A 15,536-nucleotide genomic window follows, 5' to 3' on the forward strand; every position below is an offset into this window, starting at 1 on the left:
CATGTTGGGGTGGTGGGTACGGCTGAGCGCCAAAGTGGCGGCCTACCACCTGCTGCTTCGTCTGAATGCCGCTTGGGGGCGGCCTTTAGAAAGCCATTTGGACTTGCTCGCCCTGCCTTAAACCTATTGCGCATCGAGCGTTTCTAAGGGGAGGTGCCCCGGAGGACCGGAGGGGTTAAACCGTGGGACCCACCCCTTCAAACTGCCTGCTAAGCAATTTAATCTCCTCGTCAGAACAGATTCGGAACCCCGCGCGCCCGCTCTTCCCGCGCTTCCAACCCTTCCACCACGGGCCGTAAAGCCTCAGATTCGCCCTCATGGTAGATGTGACTGGCGATGTCCGCGTTGCTGCCGCGCGTCAGGGCAATGCGGCCCGTCCGCATGGTTTCCAGAATCCCAAAGGGGCGCATCTGCTCGATAAAGGCGGTCAGCTTGCCCTCGTCGCCCGTCACTTCAAAGGTCAGGGCGTGGCGGCCCACGTCCACGATCCGGCTGCGGAAGTCCTCGGCGATCTGGCGCACTTCCACGCGGCTTTCGGGAGTAATCGCCACCTTGACCAGCACCAGTTCGCGGTCCACGTATTTTTCCAGGCTGTGGTCAATGATCTTTACCACGTCGTGCAGCTTCTCTAGCTGGCGGATGGCCTGCTCCACCACGCCCCGGTCACCGTGAACCACGATGGTCATGCGCGAGACGCCGGGGTGTTCGGTGTTGCCCACGCTGAGGCTCTTGATGTTGTAGCCGCGCCGCCCGAACAGCGCCGTGATGCGGGTCAGCACGCGCGGCTCGTCGCGCACCAGGATGGACAGCAGTTGATCGTAGGGGACAGGATCGGTCATGCGTTGCGCGCCTCCTCGGCAATCTCTTCTATAGACGCGGTGTTCATGGGGGCGTCGGCCAGTTGTTCTTTCAACTGAGCGGCCCGCTTGGGATCGGATTCAATCATCTCGTACAGCGCTGCTCCGGCGGGAACCATCGGGAAGACGCCGTGTTCGTGCGGCACCACCACTTCCAGCAGGGCGGATTTGGGGTCATTCAGCCACGCATCAATTGCGCCCGGCAACTCCTCGATACTGCTGGCGCGGTAGCCCGGCACGTCGTAGGCGTCGGCCAGTTTCAGGAAGTCGGGGTTGCTGTCGCCCAGCCACACTTCCGAGTAGCGCTTGCCGTGGAACATCTCCTGCCACTGACGCACCATGCCCAGGTAGGAATTGTTGATGATGCAGATCTTGACGTTGCGGATGTCGTACATCTTCAGCGTGGCAAGCTCCTGCGCCGTCATCTGAAAACCGCCGTCGCCCGCAATCACGATGCTGCGGACATCCGGTTCGGCCATGCCCGCGCCGATGGCCGCCGGAAACCCGAAGCCCATCGTTCCCAGCCCGCCGGAGTTGAGCCAGCGCCGGGGCTTTTCAAAGCGGGCCAGTTGCGCGCACAGCATCTGGTGCTGCCCGACGTCGCTGCTCAGAATGTCGTCCGGGGTCAGGCGGTCCACCACGGCCTTGACCGCGTAACCCGCGCCCCAGTGGTCCGGGGTCTCGTTGCGGCCCTTCCACTCGGTGATCTGCGCGGTCCATTCGGGCCAGACGCCCTTCACGGCGTTCTCGGTCAGTTTAGCAGCGGCCACTTTCGCGTCCCCGCGCACCGGCACATGCGTGCGGATGATCTTGCCAATCTCGGCGGCGTCCAGCTCAATGTGAATGATCGCGGCGTTGGGCGCAAAGCCGTTGACCCGCCCGGTCACGCGGTCATCAAAGCGCAGGCCGATGCCCAGCAGCACGTCGGCCTCGCTGATGGCGCGGTTGGCGGCCACGCTGCCGTGCATTCCCGGCATGCCCAGCCACAGCGGATCGCTGGCGGGAAAGGCTCCCAGGCCCATCAGGGTGGTAATCACTGGAATATCCCAGGCACGGGCCAGCGCAGTGATCTCGGTGGAGGAATCCAGCGAACCGCCGCCCGCCATAATCACAGGCTTCTTCGCGCTTTTCAGCAGCTCCAGCGCCCGCTGAATGGACTCATCCGACGGTGCGGGAATCTCTGGGCGTGCGTGCGGCGTGGGAATCTCGCCCGCGTAGGGGGCCATCTGCACGTCTTTAGGGATGTCCACCAGCACGGGTCCGGGGCGTCCGGTGCGGGCAATACGGATGGCCTCGGCGATGATCTGGGGCAGTTCCTCCACGTCGCGCACCACGTAATTGTGCTTGGTGACGGGCAGGGTGATCCCGGTGATGTCGGCCTCCTGAAAGGCGTCAGTTCCCATCAGATGCCGGGCCACGTTCCCCGTGATTGCCAGCAAAGGCACGCTGTCCATCATGGCGTCGGCCAGACCCGTGACCAGGTTGGTTGCGCCGGGGCCAGAGGTTGCAATGCACACGCCGATTTCGCCCGTCGCCTTGGCCCAGCCTTCAGCGGCGTGAATGGATCCCTGTTCGTGCCGCCCCAGCACATGCCGCACCTCCGGGTAATAGGTCAGCGCGTCGTACACCGGCATGATCGCGCCGCCGGGATAGCCGAACACGGTGCTGATGCCGTGGTTTGCCAGCGTGGCCCACAGCGCCTTCGCGCCAGTCATCTCGCCCCTGCTCAAGTCCTTGCCCTGTTGGTCCTGCCCGTCTGCCTGTCCCATGAAGCCTCCTCAAAAAAAATCCCCGCCTCGACTGGGGCGGGGGTGTGCGGCATGGCGTATTGCTCAGCCTCGGAAACCCCCGACGCTGAGAATTACGACCACGAGGTTCGCACTCATGCCGTACAGCTTACGGCTTTAAGGGGAGTTGGGGCAAGGTGGGCTAGATGAATCAGGGAGAATAGAAATGCTAGGCTTGGTCATGACCACCAAGCAGCAGCTCGCCAAGAAAGGGGAACTGGAGAAAACCTTTCAGGGAACCATCAGCAGCAAGCGGCAAATCACCATTCCTGCTGAGGCATTCAGACAGCTCCGCTTGCAGCCGGGGGATAAGGTTGCCATCCAAGTTCGTGATGGCCAATTGCACCTGACCCCCGCCGCCAGCGACTTTGAGGCGATAACCCGGCAGCACATCAGCTCGGGCGGTTCGGCGCGAGATGCTTATCAGGAAGTCAGGGAAATGCGCGGCTGGACAGAGTATGACGACGAGGCGCAGCAGGAGTGATCTCTCTGGATACAAACGTCATTATTTCCGCGCTGGAGTCAGCGGATTCCAGGCATGCGGAAGCGCTGTCGGCCTTGATTCGGGAACAGCATCAGGGGTATGTCATCTCGCCAACCGTGTATAGCGAACTGCGGGCCGGGCCAGACTGGAGCCGATACCAGAACTGGTTGACCCTGACCAGAGTTTCTGTGCTGTGGGCCATGCCTCAGGCTGTCTGGGAACTGGCCGGAGTCAGGCAGGGGCAGTACGCCCAACTGCGCCGCGCAGGAAGCCTGCCTCGCCGGATTCTCCCTGACTTCCTGATCGCCGCGCACGCCGAATATCACGGCCTGAATGTGATGAGTTTTGACCGCACGGTGTATGACAGCGTGTTTACGAGCTTGAACTTGGTTGACCCTATGAAAATTTAGAAACTGCCGTATCGTGATCGTGATAGAAAACTGTTAAGCTTAAACTCTCGGCTCCATCCTTTCTGACGCCAGCCGTTGACCGTATGATCACAGTTGAAGACATGAGGTTAAAATGTCCAAATCACCAGATGAGTTGACCGCTAGATTGTGGGATCAAAAATTGCGGAATAGAAGACAAAGGGCAGAGCCATTTGATGAGCCTGGTGCTGCCTTATGGATTCAAGAATTGGGAGATGACCTAGAGATGACAGAGCGGCGTTGTGACTTGCCTAAATCTCGTATCATTGGTGGTATTTACCTCAACTTGATAACGGCTGCTCTGGGCCTTATAACTGATAGCCACCAGGCTATTGTATTTAAATACAATGACGGAGTAGTTGACTTCACGACTTATCTGTCAGAATCCAATGAGGATATATTGTATGATGCACAAGATATTGCTGATGAACTTTGGGCTTTAATCAGTGATGGGTCAATCCACGTCCATAGTAGTGTGGTAGTTGGTTTTCAGGGTGTTTTAAAACTATCTCCGGGGGATGAAATATTCTTCATCAAAAAGGGATTTGAGTTTCTCCTACCGCCTGAAGAATAAAAATAGTGGGAGACAATTTTTCGGCAGGCTAAAAAAATTGATGTTGTGTAGACCCACAAAAAACGCCCCCACCTTCCCGGCAGAGGCGCTTCTCGTTTCCTCTTGCTTAGCGGTTGTTCACGAACTCGCGGTCGGCGAATTCCTCGCGGCGGGTGCTGTTGCCACCGCTGTTGTTGTTGCTGCCACGGTCATCACGGCTCCAGCGGCCCTGGCCTCCGCCCTGTCCAGCGTTGCTCTGACCACCACGGTTGCCGCCGCCCTGGCCCTGGTAGCCTCCGCTGGCCTGGTTGCTGCGTCCGCCCTGATAGCCGCCGCCCTGTCCACGGTAGCCGCCCTCGTCGCGGCTGCTGCGCCCACGGCCTCCGCCCTGGTAACCGCCGTCGCGGCGCTCACGGGTGGGCTGCTCGAACAGTTCGGGCAGTTCCTTGGCGACTTCGATCTGGATGTCGCCTTCCAGCGGGTTGGCGGCCATCAGCTTGGCCAGGAATTCGGTGGGGATGTCGGCTACAGTGCCGCCGCGCCACTGGCGCACTTTACCCAGACGGCGGGTGTCCACGTCGCCGTTGCGGGCCAGCAGGGCCACGGTGCGGGCCACGCTCAGACGCTCGCCGTGGATCAGGATGGTAGTCAACCCTTCCTCACCGCTCAGCAGGCTGGCGGCCTTGGCAGGCTCGGTCACGCCGCTGATCTTGGCCAGGGCACGGGCCAGGGCTTCCAGGCCCAGTTCGCTGAACAGCATCTCGGCCTGCTCCTGGAAGTTGGCGGCCACAGTGGGGTCCACCTTGCGGATCATGTCGGCCCCGGCGCGGGCGCTGGCGGCGGCCACTTCGGCGGGCGTGGGAATCTGGCGCTCAATGAAACGCACGCCGGTCACGCGCTCCAGGCCGGACATCTCGCGGTTCTCGCGGTCGCCGTACATGATGATGGCGGTCCCGGTGCGGCCTGCGCGTCCGGTGCGGCCCGAACGGTGGATGTAGCTGTCGGGGTCCTGGGGCAGGTGGAACTGCACCACCAGATCGACTTCGGGGATGTCCAGGCCACGGGCGGCCACGTCGGTGGCCACCAGCACGCCCGCACGCCCGCTGCGGAAGGCTCCCAGCGCACGCTCACGCTGGCTCTGGGCCAGATCGCCGTGCAGCGCCTCGGCTTCCAGGCCACGGTGGATCAGCTCGTTGGCCAGCTCATCGGCCTCGCGCTTGGTGCGGGTAAACACAATCGCCTTTTCGGGGTTGTAGACGGTCAGCAGATCGGCCAGCACGCGGGTGCGGCTGCGGCCCACGCGCACCTTGAGGTGTTCCACGGTCTGCGCGGTCTGATTCTTGCCCGATCCGACGGTGTCCACCACGATGGGATTTTGCATGTACTTCTGGCTCAGGCGCTTGACTTCCTGGCTGATGGTGGCGCTGAACAGCATGGTCTGACGGTCTGCGGGCGCGTTCTGGAGGATGGTTTCAATCGCCTCGGCAAAGCCCACGCTCAGCATCTCGTCGGCCTCGTCCAGCACGGCGAACTGCACGCCGCTCAGGTTAATGTTGCCGCGTTCCAGGTGATCGATCAGGCGTCCGGGGGTGCCGACGATCACGTCCACGCCACGGCGCAGCGCGTTTTCCTGGGGGGCGTAAGCCGCGCCGCCGTAGACGGTCACGGTGGCTAGGTCAACGCCGGTCTTGCTGAATTCTTCCGCCACCTGCTTGGCCAGCTCGCGGGTGGGCATGATCACGATGGCGCGGGGCAGGCGGCCACGTTCGCGGCTGCCCTCCAGCTTGCTGATGATCGGCAGGGCGAAGGCCAGGGTCTTGCCAGTGCCGGTGCGGGCGCGGCCAATCAGGTCACGGCCTTCCAGGGTCTGGGGCAGGCTGTCTTCCTGAATCGGGGTGGCTTCGGTAATGCCGCGTTCGGCGAGACGCGCCGCGAGTTCGGGCGCAATCAGTTGGTCAAAGTTCATTTGTAGTCCTTTCGGGAAAGCACGTAACCCCAGTGACCAACAAATGCCTTTGAATCCCATAGAGCTTTACTTTGCTCTGAGCGGCACATCGTGGATATTGAAAGTGGGGGCACCTTCCGGCTGCCAGGCCCTTCCTGGTCAGCGCACGAAGAAAAATGATACACGGCTTTCGGGCAGAGTGCAAGGGGTGCAGGGGCTGTGATCAGCCCGTCCGATCCGCTGCGGCAGAGCACAAAAAAAGCCCCGGCGCGGGACCGTGGGCAGGAAGGACACAACTGAAGGTCAGGCCCCGAAGAACTCGTAATTGCGGGCGATGAAGCTCTCCTCCCCGGCGGGCACGTCCTCCTCGGGGAAGATGGCGCTGACCGGGCAGGCGGGGACGCACGCGCCGCAGTCGATGCACTCGTCGGGGTGGATCAGGTACATCTCTCCGGCGTCGTAGATACATTCCACCGGGCAGACCTCGGTGCAAGCCTGATCCTTGGTGCCAATACACGGACTGGTGATGATATGGGTCATGGAGGACAGTATGCACAGACGCTCGGAGCGGCGCAAGGGTGAATGGGCACAGCTTTTCGGGGGGCGGCGGAGGTCAAAGATTGAGCCATCACGCCCCCGGCCTCCTGACCCCGTTCACCCTCAGGCCGGGGCTTTTCCCCGTCCCAGAGACGCCTCGGCCAGCGCCAGATCCTCGTCCTTGTCCACGTCCGTGCCCACCGCCGCGTGGGGCGTGATCAGGGCGCGGGCCTGTACGCCCAGAATGTCCGAAACCTTTGCCTCCAGCGCCTCCACCGTCAGGCGGCCTGTCAGCAACTTGATCAGCACGCCCGGCCCGATCAGGCCCGCCAGCCTCAGCGGGGCCTTGCGCGCTGCCAGGACCTCGCGCAGGCGGGGCAAAAACTGGCCGATCAGTGCCAGATCGAGGATAAACAGATTGCCCCCGGTGAACGAGCCGCCCCGCAGCCGCGCGTAGGTGCGCTTGACGCCGGGATACGCCGCCTCGCAGACCTCGCGCCGGACTACCGGGTACACCAGAGCAGCATCGGTGGGGGCGCTGTCCAGCACGTCGCGCACCTCGTCAGCCACCAGCATCGGAATGTCTGCCGTGACCACCAGCACGCGCTCGCCCTTGCGGATGCCGCCCGCTTCCAGCGCCTCTACTCCGGCCTCCAGATTGCCCAGCAGTGAGCCGTTGTCGGTCACGCGCAGATCGATCAGGGTCTCGATCTCGGGGGTGGTGGGGCCGACGTAGGCGATGCGGGCCACCCGCCCGCTGCCGTGCAGGGCGCGCAGCACGTACAGCGCCATCGGCTTACCGTTCACCGGAATCAGCGGCTTGACCGGCACGCCGTGCGCCGCCGCGAACTCGTCGCCCGGATCGCCGCCGCCCAGCACCACGGCGCTGTAGCGCACGGTTTCTTTTGCAGTCATCGCGGTTCAGGGTAGCAGAGGGCTGAGGATTTGAACCGTCGGACAGTTTCCTAAAAGTGACAACTGTCACCCCCACCCCCTGACACCCGGCACTACGCCCCAGCATCCGAAAAGCCGAACATGGCCCCATGAACGCGATAGAGCTGAGCGGCGTGGATAAAACCTTTGGCAAAGTGCGGGCGCTGGCTAACCTGACGCTGGACGTGCGGGCCGGGGAATTGACCGCGCTGCTGGGGCCGAACGGGGCGGGGAAGACCACCGCCATTTCGCTGATGCTGGGGCTGGCAAGGCCCACGCGGGGCAGTGTGCGCGTGCTGGGCAAGGACCCCAGGCACGACTCTGTGCGCGCGGGTATCGGCTCCATGCCGCAGGAAAGTGCGATTCCCCAGGCGCTGACGGTGCGTGAGGCGGCCACACTGTTTTCCCGCCTGTATCCCGCGCCGCTGGCCGTGGATAAGACGCTGGGACTGGCGCAACTGGGCGATGTGTCCGGACGCCGCGCGGGCGCACTCTCCGGCGGACAGGTGCGGCGACTGGCCTTTGCGCTGGCGGTGGTGGGCAACCCGCAGGTGCTGTTTCTGGACGAGCCGACGACGGGCATGGACGCCTCCTCGCGTCAGGCGTTCTGGGCCGCTGTGGACGGCCTGAAAGCTGCCGGGCGCACCATCCTGCTGACCACGCATTACCTGGAGGAAGCCGAGCGCACCGCAGACCGCGTGGTGGTCATGAACGCCGGGACCGTCCTGGCCGACGGCACCCCCGAAAGCCTGCGCGGCAGCGTGCTGACCAGCCGGGTGCGCTTCACCTCTGATCTGGTGCTGGCCGAGCTGGAGAGTCTGCCGGGTGTAGAGGCCGCCACCGTGGATTCACGCGGCCATGCCGACGTGCGGACGCGGGAGCCGGAAGAAGTCCTGCGCGCCCTGTTCGCCCGCAACGTGGCCTTTAAGGGGTTGGAAGTCAGCCGGGCGAGTCTGGAAGACGCCTTCCTGAGTTTGACGGCTGAGACGAAGAAGGCGGGTTGACGGTGGGGTTTTCTGGGTGGCTCCCATGAAAACCCCTCAGTCCGCTTTGCGGCCAGCTCCCCTCAAGGGGAGCCAAGAAAAGCCCACCGAAACTTGCCTCCCCTTGAGGGGAGGTGCCCCGAAGGGGCGGAGGGGTTAAACCGCAGAGAGCCACACCCTCATATCCATTTCAAAATCACCCTCCAAATCCCCGAAAGGAGCCACCCCCATGACCCAGACCACCACCCAACCCACCGTGACCCTCCCCGCCCCCACCTCCGCCACCCGTCAGGCCGCGCCGCTGCCCGCGCTGGGGCAACTAATTCTCTCGGAACTGCGGCGCATGGTCCGCAACCCGATGTTCTTTATCGGCACCGTGGGCTTTCCGGTCCTGTGGTTCGCGCTGTTCGGGCTGCCCAACGTGAACGAGCAAATGCCGGACGGCACCAACGTCGGGCGCTACATTATGGTCAGTTTCGGCACGTATTCGCTGCTGACCCTCGCCATGTACTCCTTTGGACTGGCGGTGGCTGCCGAGCGCACGGGCGGCTGGCTGCGGTTGCTGCGGGCCTCGCCCATGCCCGCGCCGCTGTACTTTCTGGGCAAGGTGGTGGCCGCGCTGCTGTTTAGTGGCCTGAGCCTGACGCTGCTGTATACCTTCGCGCACTTTGCGGGCGGCGTGACGCTGCCGCTGGGGCTGGTGCTGACCATTCTGGGCAAGCTGCTGTTGGGCAGCGTGCCGCTGATTGCGCTGGGTTTCATGATCGGCTTCCTGGTCAACCCCACCGCTGCCAACGTGATCGCCAACGTGGTCAGCGTGCTGATGTCCTTTGCCAGCGGGCTGTTCGTGCCGCTGAATGCACTGCCCCGCGCGATGCAGGAGCTTGCGCCGTACCTGCCCACCTACCACCTGGCGCAGATCGGCTGGGGCAGCGTGACGGGCAACACCTCCGGCGAGCTGACCCACTGGCTGTACCTGGCGCTGTACGCGGCTGTTTTCGGCGGCCTGGCGATCTGGGGCCTGAAGAAGGATGAAGCGCGCGGCCTGTGATTCTGGAGGACAATAGACCCATGTCCGAGTCCTGGAAAGCCTTCGGGTGGCACGCCGAACCGCAACAGTGGGCCGTGAATACGGATTCAACGCTGGAAGTCGTCACTGCCAAGGGGGGCGACTTCTGGCGCGAAACGCAGTACGGCTTTATCCATGACGACGGCCACGCCTTTTTGCGCGAGGCCCCGGACGAATTCACGGCCAGCGTGCGGGTGCGCGGCGAGTACGGGGAACTCTACGATCAGGCCGGTTTGATGCTGCGGGCCAGCGAACAGCACTGGTGCAAGGTGGGGGTGGAATACGTGGGAAAGCAGCAATGGAGCGCCGTGGTCACGCACGAGAAGTCCGATTGGAGCGTGCAGCCCGCCGACGATCATTCAGAGGTGACCTTCCGCATGATCCGCCGGGACGACGCTCTGATCCTGCACGCCCGCGCCGATGAAAATGGGCGCTGGACACTGCTGCGTGTGGCTCCGTTTCCCCCTGGCTTGCGCGCCTGCGTAGGCGTGATGGCCTGTAGCCCCCAGCGCGAGGGCTTCCGGGTCACCTTTAAAGACTTCCAGTTGTCCGGGGCAGACCGCCGCCCGCTGAATGAATTGAGTGAGCCATGACCGCCTGCCCGCCCGCCAGAAAGAAATTCAACTTCTGGGCCATCTTCCCGCTGTTCTGGCTGATGTTCCTGGCCTATCCCATCCTGGGGTTCTTCGGTCATCCGCGTCCGCCCGGCGAGTGGCTACTGTTCTGGGGCGTGCTGGCGGGCTTCCTGGCGGTGTATTCGAGGGTGTTTTTTCTCAGGAGTGCTGGCCCCGGCTGGGCGCTGGCGGGCTGGGTCTACACGCTGCTGGCCTACGCCGTGCTGTTTCCGGTGGTGGGCGGCGGCGTCACGGCCTTCCTGATCTACGGCGGCAGCATCATCGGGTATCAGGGGCGGGTGTCGCTGGCGCTGGGGCTGGCAATGTTCAATGCGATGATCATGGTCCTGCCGCTGTGGTCCGGGCAATACACGGTAGAGGACCTGGCCTGGCTGGGGCCGAACATGGTGTTCACGCTGGTGGCCGCCTACGCCAACCACTCCTCTTACCGCCGCAATGTGGCCGATCAGCAACTGGTTCAGGTTCAGGCCGAGAAGGAAAAACTGGCCGCTGACGCCGAACGCGAGCGCATCGCCCGCGATCTGCACGACATCCTGGGCCATACCCTGAGCGTGATTGTGCTGAAAAGCGAACTGGCAAGCCGTCTGGCCGAACGTGACCCGGCCCGCGCCGCCCAGGAAATCCGCGAGGTGGAGCGCATTTCCCGCGAGGCGCTTCAGGAAGTGCGTTCGGCGGTGCGCGGCTACCAGGGCAGCGGCCTGAATGCGGAACTGGCCCGCGCGAAGGTGGCGCTGGACGCGGCGGGCGTCAAACTGAATGTGACTGCCAGCCTGCCCGAACTGCCCCCCGCCACAGAGGCCAGCGCCGCCGTGCTGCTGCGCGAGGCCGTGACCAACATCGTGCGCCACGCCCGCGCCAAGGAGGTCTGGATTTCCCTGGCCCCCAGCGGCAACGGCCACCGCCTGACGGTGCGCGACGATGGCGTGGGCGGCCTGAACGCCGAGGGCAGCGGCCTGACCGGCATGCGCGAACGCCTGCGCGCCATTGGCGGCACGCTGGAACGCCGGGGCGAGGGCGGCACGACGCTGACGGCGCAGATTCCGGCGGCGCAGGAGGCGGGCGTGGGCGGACTGGTGCGGGGGTGAAGAGTGTTGATGGTGAACGGTTGATGGTTGATGGTTATTTTTTCCATCAACTTTTAACCATCAACTTTCAACGCCGCCAGGCATGCCCATGATTCGCGTCCTGCTGGCCGAGGATCAGGCGCTGGTGCTGGGCGCACTCTCCGCATTGCTGTCGCTCGAGGATGACCTGGAGGTGGTGGGGCAGTCGGCAGACGGCGAGGCAGCCCTGAACGCGGCGCGCGAGCTGAAACCGGACGTGCTGGTCACCGACATCGAGATGCCCCGGCTGAGTGGCCTGGACCTGGCCGGGCGGGTGCGGGCCGAGCTGCCGGGGGTGCGGGTGATCATCGTGACCACCTTTGCGCGGGGCGGCTACCTGCGGCGGGCGCTGGAAGTCGGGGCGCGCGGGTACCTGCTCAAGGACGCCCCTGCCAGCCAACTGGCCGACGCCATCCGCCGCGTCCACGCCGGGGGCCGGGCCATTGACCCAGGGTTAGCCGGGGAAGCCTGGGCCGACGCCTCCCCGCTGACCGAGCGTGAGCGTCAGGTGCTGGCGGAGGCCGAGGGCGGGGCCAGCACCTCCGCCATCGCCGCCCGGCTGCATCTATCCGAAGGCACCGTCCGCAACTATCTGTCCGAAGCCATCGGCAAGCTGGGCGCGGAAAACCGCACCGAGGCCGCCCGGACGGCGCGGGAACGCGGCTGGCTGTAAGAGTTTCTCGAAAGCCCCCGAAGACTCAACCGAGCATGGACCGGGCATGAGACGTTCTCACGAACTGCCCACGGCCCACGCCTAGGGTCGGAAGGAGCATTCGCCGCCGTCCACTCAGCCCTGCTTTCCAGGAGGTTTTCCAGATGTCCACTCCCAAACGCCCGTCCGTTTCCCTGGCCGTCCGCGCCCTGATGGTGCTGGGGCTGAGCGCCGCTCCCGCCCTGGCCCAGGACACTGCCCAGCCCAGTACGCAGCCCGCTGGTCAATCCGCCTTCGCCCCCCAGCCCGTGACCTACCCCAGCGCCGCAGATGCCGCCGCCGCCGCGCAGAAATTTGCCGCCGAGGCCCGCAGGACGTACCCCAGGGGCAGCGCCAATATCGATCAGGCGCTATGGACGCAGGCCGCCTCTGCCGCCGAGGCCGCCGTCCTGGCTGAACCCGGCAACGCCGACCACCTCAAGCTCCGCGCCCAGATTTACACCGAGGTCGGTTTCTGGCGTCAGGCCGAGGTGACCTGGGCCGCCTACTTCAAGGCCGTGCCCGCCGTCCCCGGCAGCCCGGAGGCCCAGCAGGCTGGCCTGGCGCAGTACAACCTGGGGTACTCGGCCTACGTTCGCGACCAGCCGGACCTGGCCGCCCGCTACTTCGCGGAGTGCCTGAACTTCGATCCCCAGAGCGCCCAGTGCGCGGGCTGGGCCGCCCGCACCGCGCTGGAAGGCGGCGATTACGCCCGCGCCCAGACGCTGTACCGTCAGGCCACCGCCCTGACGCCCGGCGACAAGACCCTGAAGTATTTCCAGGGCTTGGCCCAGAAGGCCGCCGATTACGGCCCCGCCGCCACCGGGGCCTTCAGCCGCGCGTATGCCGATCTGGACGCTGGCCGCAGGGAACAGGCGCTGGCTGGATTCCAGGCCGCCGCCCGCAGCGCCCCCAACTTCACCGAGGCGTGGCGGCAGGCCGGGCGGCTGGCGCTGGACAGCGGCAACGCCCAGGCCGCGCTGGAGGCGTACCAGGGGGCCAGTGTCCTGCCGACAGCCGACGCCGCCGACAAATTCAACCTCGCGCTGGCGCAGGAGGGCGCGCAGTACGGCCTGGACGCCGTGCGGACCTTCCGCGCCGCCTACAGCAAATATTCGGGCGGCGATAAGGCGGCGGAGAGCGGTTTTCAGCAGGCCGCCGCCCAGAACCCCGACTACGCCAAAGCCTGGGCCTGGCTGGGCCGCACCCGCTACGAGGCCAAAAACTATGCTGGGGCCGCCGAGGCGTATGGCCGCGCCGTGGCCCTGGACCCCAACGACAAATCCAGCGCCTACTTTCTGAGGCTGGCGCAGCAGGGCAAGTAAGTTCGGTTGTTTCTCCGACGCCTCCGCCCCTGACCGGGCGGGGGCACTTTCGTGTCATTCTTCAGACTCCACCCTGACGCCGCCGCGCTAGCCTGAGGGGGATGAGTCAATTTTCAACCGCACGGCCCCGAGTTCTGGTGTCCAACGACGACGGCATCTTCTCGCCGGGCATCAAGGCACTGGGCCTCGCCATGAGCGAATTTGCCGACGTGACGGTGGTCGCCCCGGATGTGGAGCAGTCCGCCGTGGGTCACGGCATCACCATCCGCCGCCCGCTGCGGTTCAAGCACACGGCCTCGGCGGGCTTCGGTGACATTCCGGCCTACCGGGTGGACGGCACGCCCGCCGACTGCGTGGTGCTGGGCGTGCATCTGCTCGGGCGGCCCGATCTGGTGGTCAGCGGCATCAATCTCGGCCCCAATCTGGGCGATGACCTGACGCATTCCGGCACGGTGGCGGCGGCCATCGAGGGGCTGTCGCTGGGACTGCCCGCGATTGCCTTTAGCCAGCAAAGTGGGCCGGACGGCGAATACAACTTTTCCGCCGGTGCCGCCTACGCCGCCCGACTGGCCCGGCAGGTGCTGGCCCACGGCCTACCGCCGCGCACGCTGCTGAACGTCAATTTCCCCAGCCGCTCAGCGTCGGGCGTGCGTGTCACGGGGGTGGGCCACCACCGCTGGGAGGACAGCGTGGTGACCCGTCAGGACCCCGAGGGCCGCGACTACCACTGGGTCGCCGGGGTCAGCCGCGCCGAGGACGCCCAGGACGAGGGAACCGATTACGGCGCGGTGCAAAGTGGAATGATCAGCGTGACCCCGGTGCGATTGGACCTGACGGCGCGCGACTTGCTGGAGCAGGTGGGGGGCTACCTGCCAGAGGTTCAGGGAGACTGAATTTTGAACTGGGAGGCGGGCACAGGTGTTACTCAGGAGTTGCACCTGCATAATCAGAAAAAACCTCTCCTGGCGGGAGAATCCCAGAGTAATCGCCAGACTGGTCTGGCGAAATTGGATAGGCGTGATCGGTTCGGGAAAATGATGAAAGGCGTGACGACAGCATTGAGACACTGAGCTTTTGAGATGCAAGCGAGCGGAGGAAGGCGAGAGAATGGCAGAAACCGCCCCACGCGAGCAGGTCAAGATTTATCGTCTGGGACGCTGCTCCCGCGCTATTCATAGGTGCAACTCCTGAGTGTCAGCTTCAGATCCCGCAGGTCCGAGGCGTCCAGCTTGTAGACGAGGACGGCCTCTTTCCCCTGGGCGGTGGCGGCGTCCAAGGCGTCAATAGAACGGACGATGAGAGGCGCGGTCAGGCCGTTCAAGGTGAGGTCCAGCCTTCCTCGGCTCAGGCTGTGAACGCTCAGGGCGTCAGACTCGACACCCTTCAGGCGCATGGTGTTCTGCAACACCGCGTAGAGTTGACCGTCCTGACCCTGAATGACCAACTGCGGGGCAAGTGGATCGCGCAGACCGCTCTGGGTCAACACTGAGAGCGTCACAGGCAGGGGGAGAGCGCTGTTGACCCGGCGTTCGTCGATCAGCGCGAAGGCCAGCAGATCGGCGGCCTTGACGGGCGCTGCCGGGGTCCCCAGTTGCAAGTTGACCTGTCCCACACTCAGCACCGGATTGGTCAGGCCATTCAGATGTAGGGAAGAGGAGACCGCCTGTTTGAGAAAAGGGATCATCATCGACGCGTTCAGATACCGCCGGCCCTGGATATCGTCGGTGAGGAACGCCGCGCCGGGCAGCCCAATCCTGTATCACTGCAAAACTGAACAGCGGGGTGGCAACGTCGGCGTCATCCCGTCCAATGATCTGAATGTCACCGTCCTGCATGGTCATCACCAGATTGCCGTGCTGATCAGGAAGATCAATCCCCCCGGCCCGCAGCGCGGTGACCAGATCAGCGACGTTCAGCAGGACCCGCCCATTCAACGCTTGATGCGCAATAGGTTTAAGGCAGGGCGAGCAAGTCCAAATGGCTTTCTAAAGGCCGCCCCCAAGCGGCATTCAGACGAAGCAGCAGGTGGTAGGCCGCCACTTTGGCGCTCAGCCGTACCCACCACCCCAACATGCCCTTACTACGGGGCCGATTGACGGCAAACAACCCGGGAAGCCGGGCAAATACCGATTCCACCACCTGACGTCGCCCGCTGAACCAGCGGGCGAAACCCTGTGCCAGTGCTTGCTTACGCATCATCAATGAT

Annotated in this window: 17 protein-coding genes; 10 read left to right on the forward strand and 7 right to left on the reverse strand. The window is 64.4% G+C overall.

The window, feature by feature from the left end:
* Positions 1-230: 230 nt before the first annotated feature.
* Positions 231-839, reverse strand: coding sequence for an acetolactate synthase small subunit (gene ilvN, locus Q322_RS0117090; RefSeq protein WP_029479094.1), 609 nt, complete (start codon positions 837-839; stop codon positions 231-233).
* Positions 836-2,626: a biosynthetic-type acetolactate synthase large subunit gene (ilvB, locus tag Q322_RS0117095; protein WP_029479095.1), complete on the reverse strand. Its 1,791-nt coding sequence runs from the start codon at positions 2,624-2,626 to the stop codon at positions 836-838. Before ilvB ends, ilvN begins: the two co-directional genes overlap by 4 nt.
* 199 nt (positions 2,627-2,825) lie before the next feature.
* Between ilvB and Q322_RS0117100 the strand changes: the two genes are divergently transcribed.
* From Q322_RS0117100 to Q322_RS23560, 3 genes are all read left to right on the forward strand, one after another.
* On the forward strand, positions 2,826-3,128 hold the full coding sequence (locus Q322_RS0117100) for an AbrB/MazE/SpoVT family DNA-binding domain-containing protein (protein WP_162176637.1): 303 nt from the start codon (positions 2,826-2,828) through the stop codon (positions 3,126-3,128).
* Positions 3,125-3,538 (forward strand): type II toxin-antitoxin system VapC family toxin, encoded by a 414-nt coding sequence (locus Q322_RS0117105; RefSeq protein WP_051668708.1) that lies wholly within the window; start codon positions 3,125-3,127, stop codon positions 3,536-3,538. The genes Q322_RS0117100 and Q322_RS0117105 overlap by 4 nt, the downstream gene beginning before the upstream one ends.
* 112 nt (positions 3,539-3,650) lie before the next feature.
* Positions 3,651-4,130, forward strand: a complete 480-nt coding sequence (locus Q322_RS23560; protein WP_156953125.1) for a hypothetical protein — start codon at positions 3,651-3,653, stop codon at positions 4,128-4,130.
* Positions 4,131-4,236: 106 nt separating this feature from the next.
* Here Q322_RS23560 and Q322_RS0117110 read toward each other — a convergent pair whose 3' ends face one another.
* The 3 genes from Q322_RS0117110 to Q322_RS0117120 all read right to left on the reverse strand — a co-directional run bounded on the left by Q322_RS0117110 (position 4,237) and on the right by Q322_RS0117120 (position 7,506).
* Complete coding sequence (locus Q322_RS0117110; RefSeq protein WP_029479098.1) at positions 4,237-6,075, reverse strand: DEAD/DEAH box helicase; 1,839 nt, start codon at positions 6,073-6,075, stop codon at positions 4,237-4,239.
* 282 nt (positions 6,076-6,357) lie between these two features.
* On the reverse strand, positions 6,358-6,594 hold the full coding sequence (locus Q322_RS0117115) for a ferredoxin family protein (protein ID WP_029479099.1): 237 nt from the start codon (positions 6,592-6,594) through the stop codon (positions 6,358-6,360).
* 120 nt (positions 6,595-6,714) lie between these two features.
* On the reverse strand, positions 6,715-7,506 hold the full coding sequence (locus Q322_RS0117120) for an NTP transferase domain-containing protein (protein ID WP_029479100.1): 792 nt from the start codon (positions 7,504-7,506) through the stop codon (positions 6,715-6,717).
* 128 nt (positions 7,507-7,634) lie between these two features.
* On the opposite strand from Q322_RS0117120, the gene Q322_RS0117125 reads away from it, so the two are divergent.
* The 7 genes from Q322_RS0117125 (at position 7,635) to surE (ending at position 14,223) form a co-directional block, all read left to right on the forward strand.
* Positions 7,635-8,528 carry an ABC transporter ATP-binding protein gene (locus tag Q322_RS0117125; RefSeq protein ID WP_029479101.1) on the forward strand — a complete coding sequence of 298 codons (894 nt, stop codon included), beginning with the start codon at positions 7,635-7,637 and terminating at the stop codon, positions 8,526-8,528.
* A 208-nt stretch (positions 8,529-8,736) separates the two neighbouring features.
* Entirely contained in the window at positions 8,737-9,558 is an 822-nt protein-coding gene (locus Q322_RS0117130; RefSeq protein ID WP_029479102.1) for an ABC transporter permease, read from the forward strand.
* Positions 9,559-9,578: 20 nt separating this feature from the next.
* The gene (locus Q322_RS0117135; RefSeq protein ID WP_029479103.1) at positions 9,579-10,169 is read left to right on the forward strand and encodes a DUF1349 domain-containing protein; all 591 of its coding nucleotides are present in this window, start codon (positions 9,579-9,581) and stop codon (positions 10,167-10,169) included.
* The gene (locus Q322_RS0117140; protein ID WP_051668709.1) at positions 10,166-11,296 is read left to right on the forward strand and encodes a sensor histidine kinase; all 1,131 of its coding nucleotides are present in this window, start codon (positions 10,166-10,168) and stop codon (positions 11,294-11,296) included. The genes Q322_RS0117135 and Q322_RS0117140 overlap by 4 nt, the downstream gene beginning before the upstream one ends.
* Before the next feature lie 88 nt (positions 11,297-11,384).
* The gene (locus tag Q322_RS0117145) at positions 11,385-11,987 is read left to right on the forward strand and encodes a response regulator transcription factor (RefSeq protein ID WP_029479105.1); all 603 of its coding nucleotides are present in this window, start codon (positions 11,385-11,387) and stop codon (positions 11,985-11,987) included.
* Between the two features lie 143 nt (positions 11,988-12,130).
* Positions 12,131-13,330, forward strand: a complete 1,200-nt coding sequence (locus Q322_RS0117150) for a tetratricopeptide repeat protein (protein ID WP_245593305.1) — start codon at positions 12,131-12,133, stop codon at positions 13,328-13,330.
* A gap of 101 nt (positions 13,331-13,431) precedes the next feature.
* Positions 13,432-14,223: a 5'/3'-nucleotidase SurE gene (gene surE / locus Q322_RS0117155; RefSeq protein ID WP_029479107.1), complete on the forward strand. Its 792-nt coding sequence runs from the start codon at positions 13,432-13,434 to the stop codon at positions 14,221-14,223.
* Between the two features lie 275 nt (positions 14,224-14,498).
* Here surE and Q322_RS0117160 read toward each other — a convergent pair whose 3' ends face one another.
* Complete coding sequence (locus tag Q322_RS0117160; protein WP_029479108.1) at positions 14,499-15,017, reverse strand: hypothetical protein; 519 nt, start codon at positions 15,015-15,017, stop codon at positions 14,499-14,501.
* 266 nt (positions 15,018-15,283) lie between these two features.
* Positions 15,284-15,536, reverse strand: a 253-nt coding sequence (locus tag Q322_RS24225; RefSeq protein ID WP_029479109.1) for a hypothetical protein, incomplete at its 5' end; no start/stop codon positions are given.

It is taken from the genome of Deinococcus frigens DSM 12807, from assembly GCF_000701425.1.
In the GTDB taxonomy this organism is placed as follows: Bacteria; Deinococcota; Deinococci; order Deinococcales; family Deinococcaceae; genus Deinococcus; species Deinococcus frigens.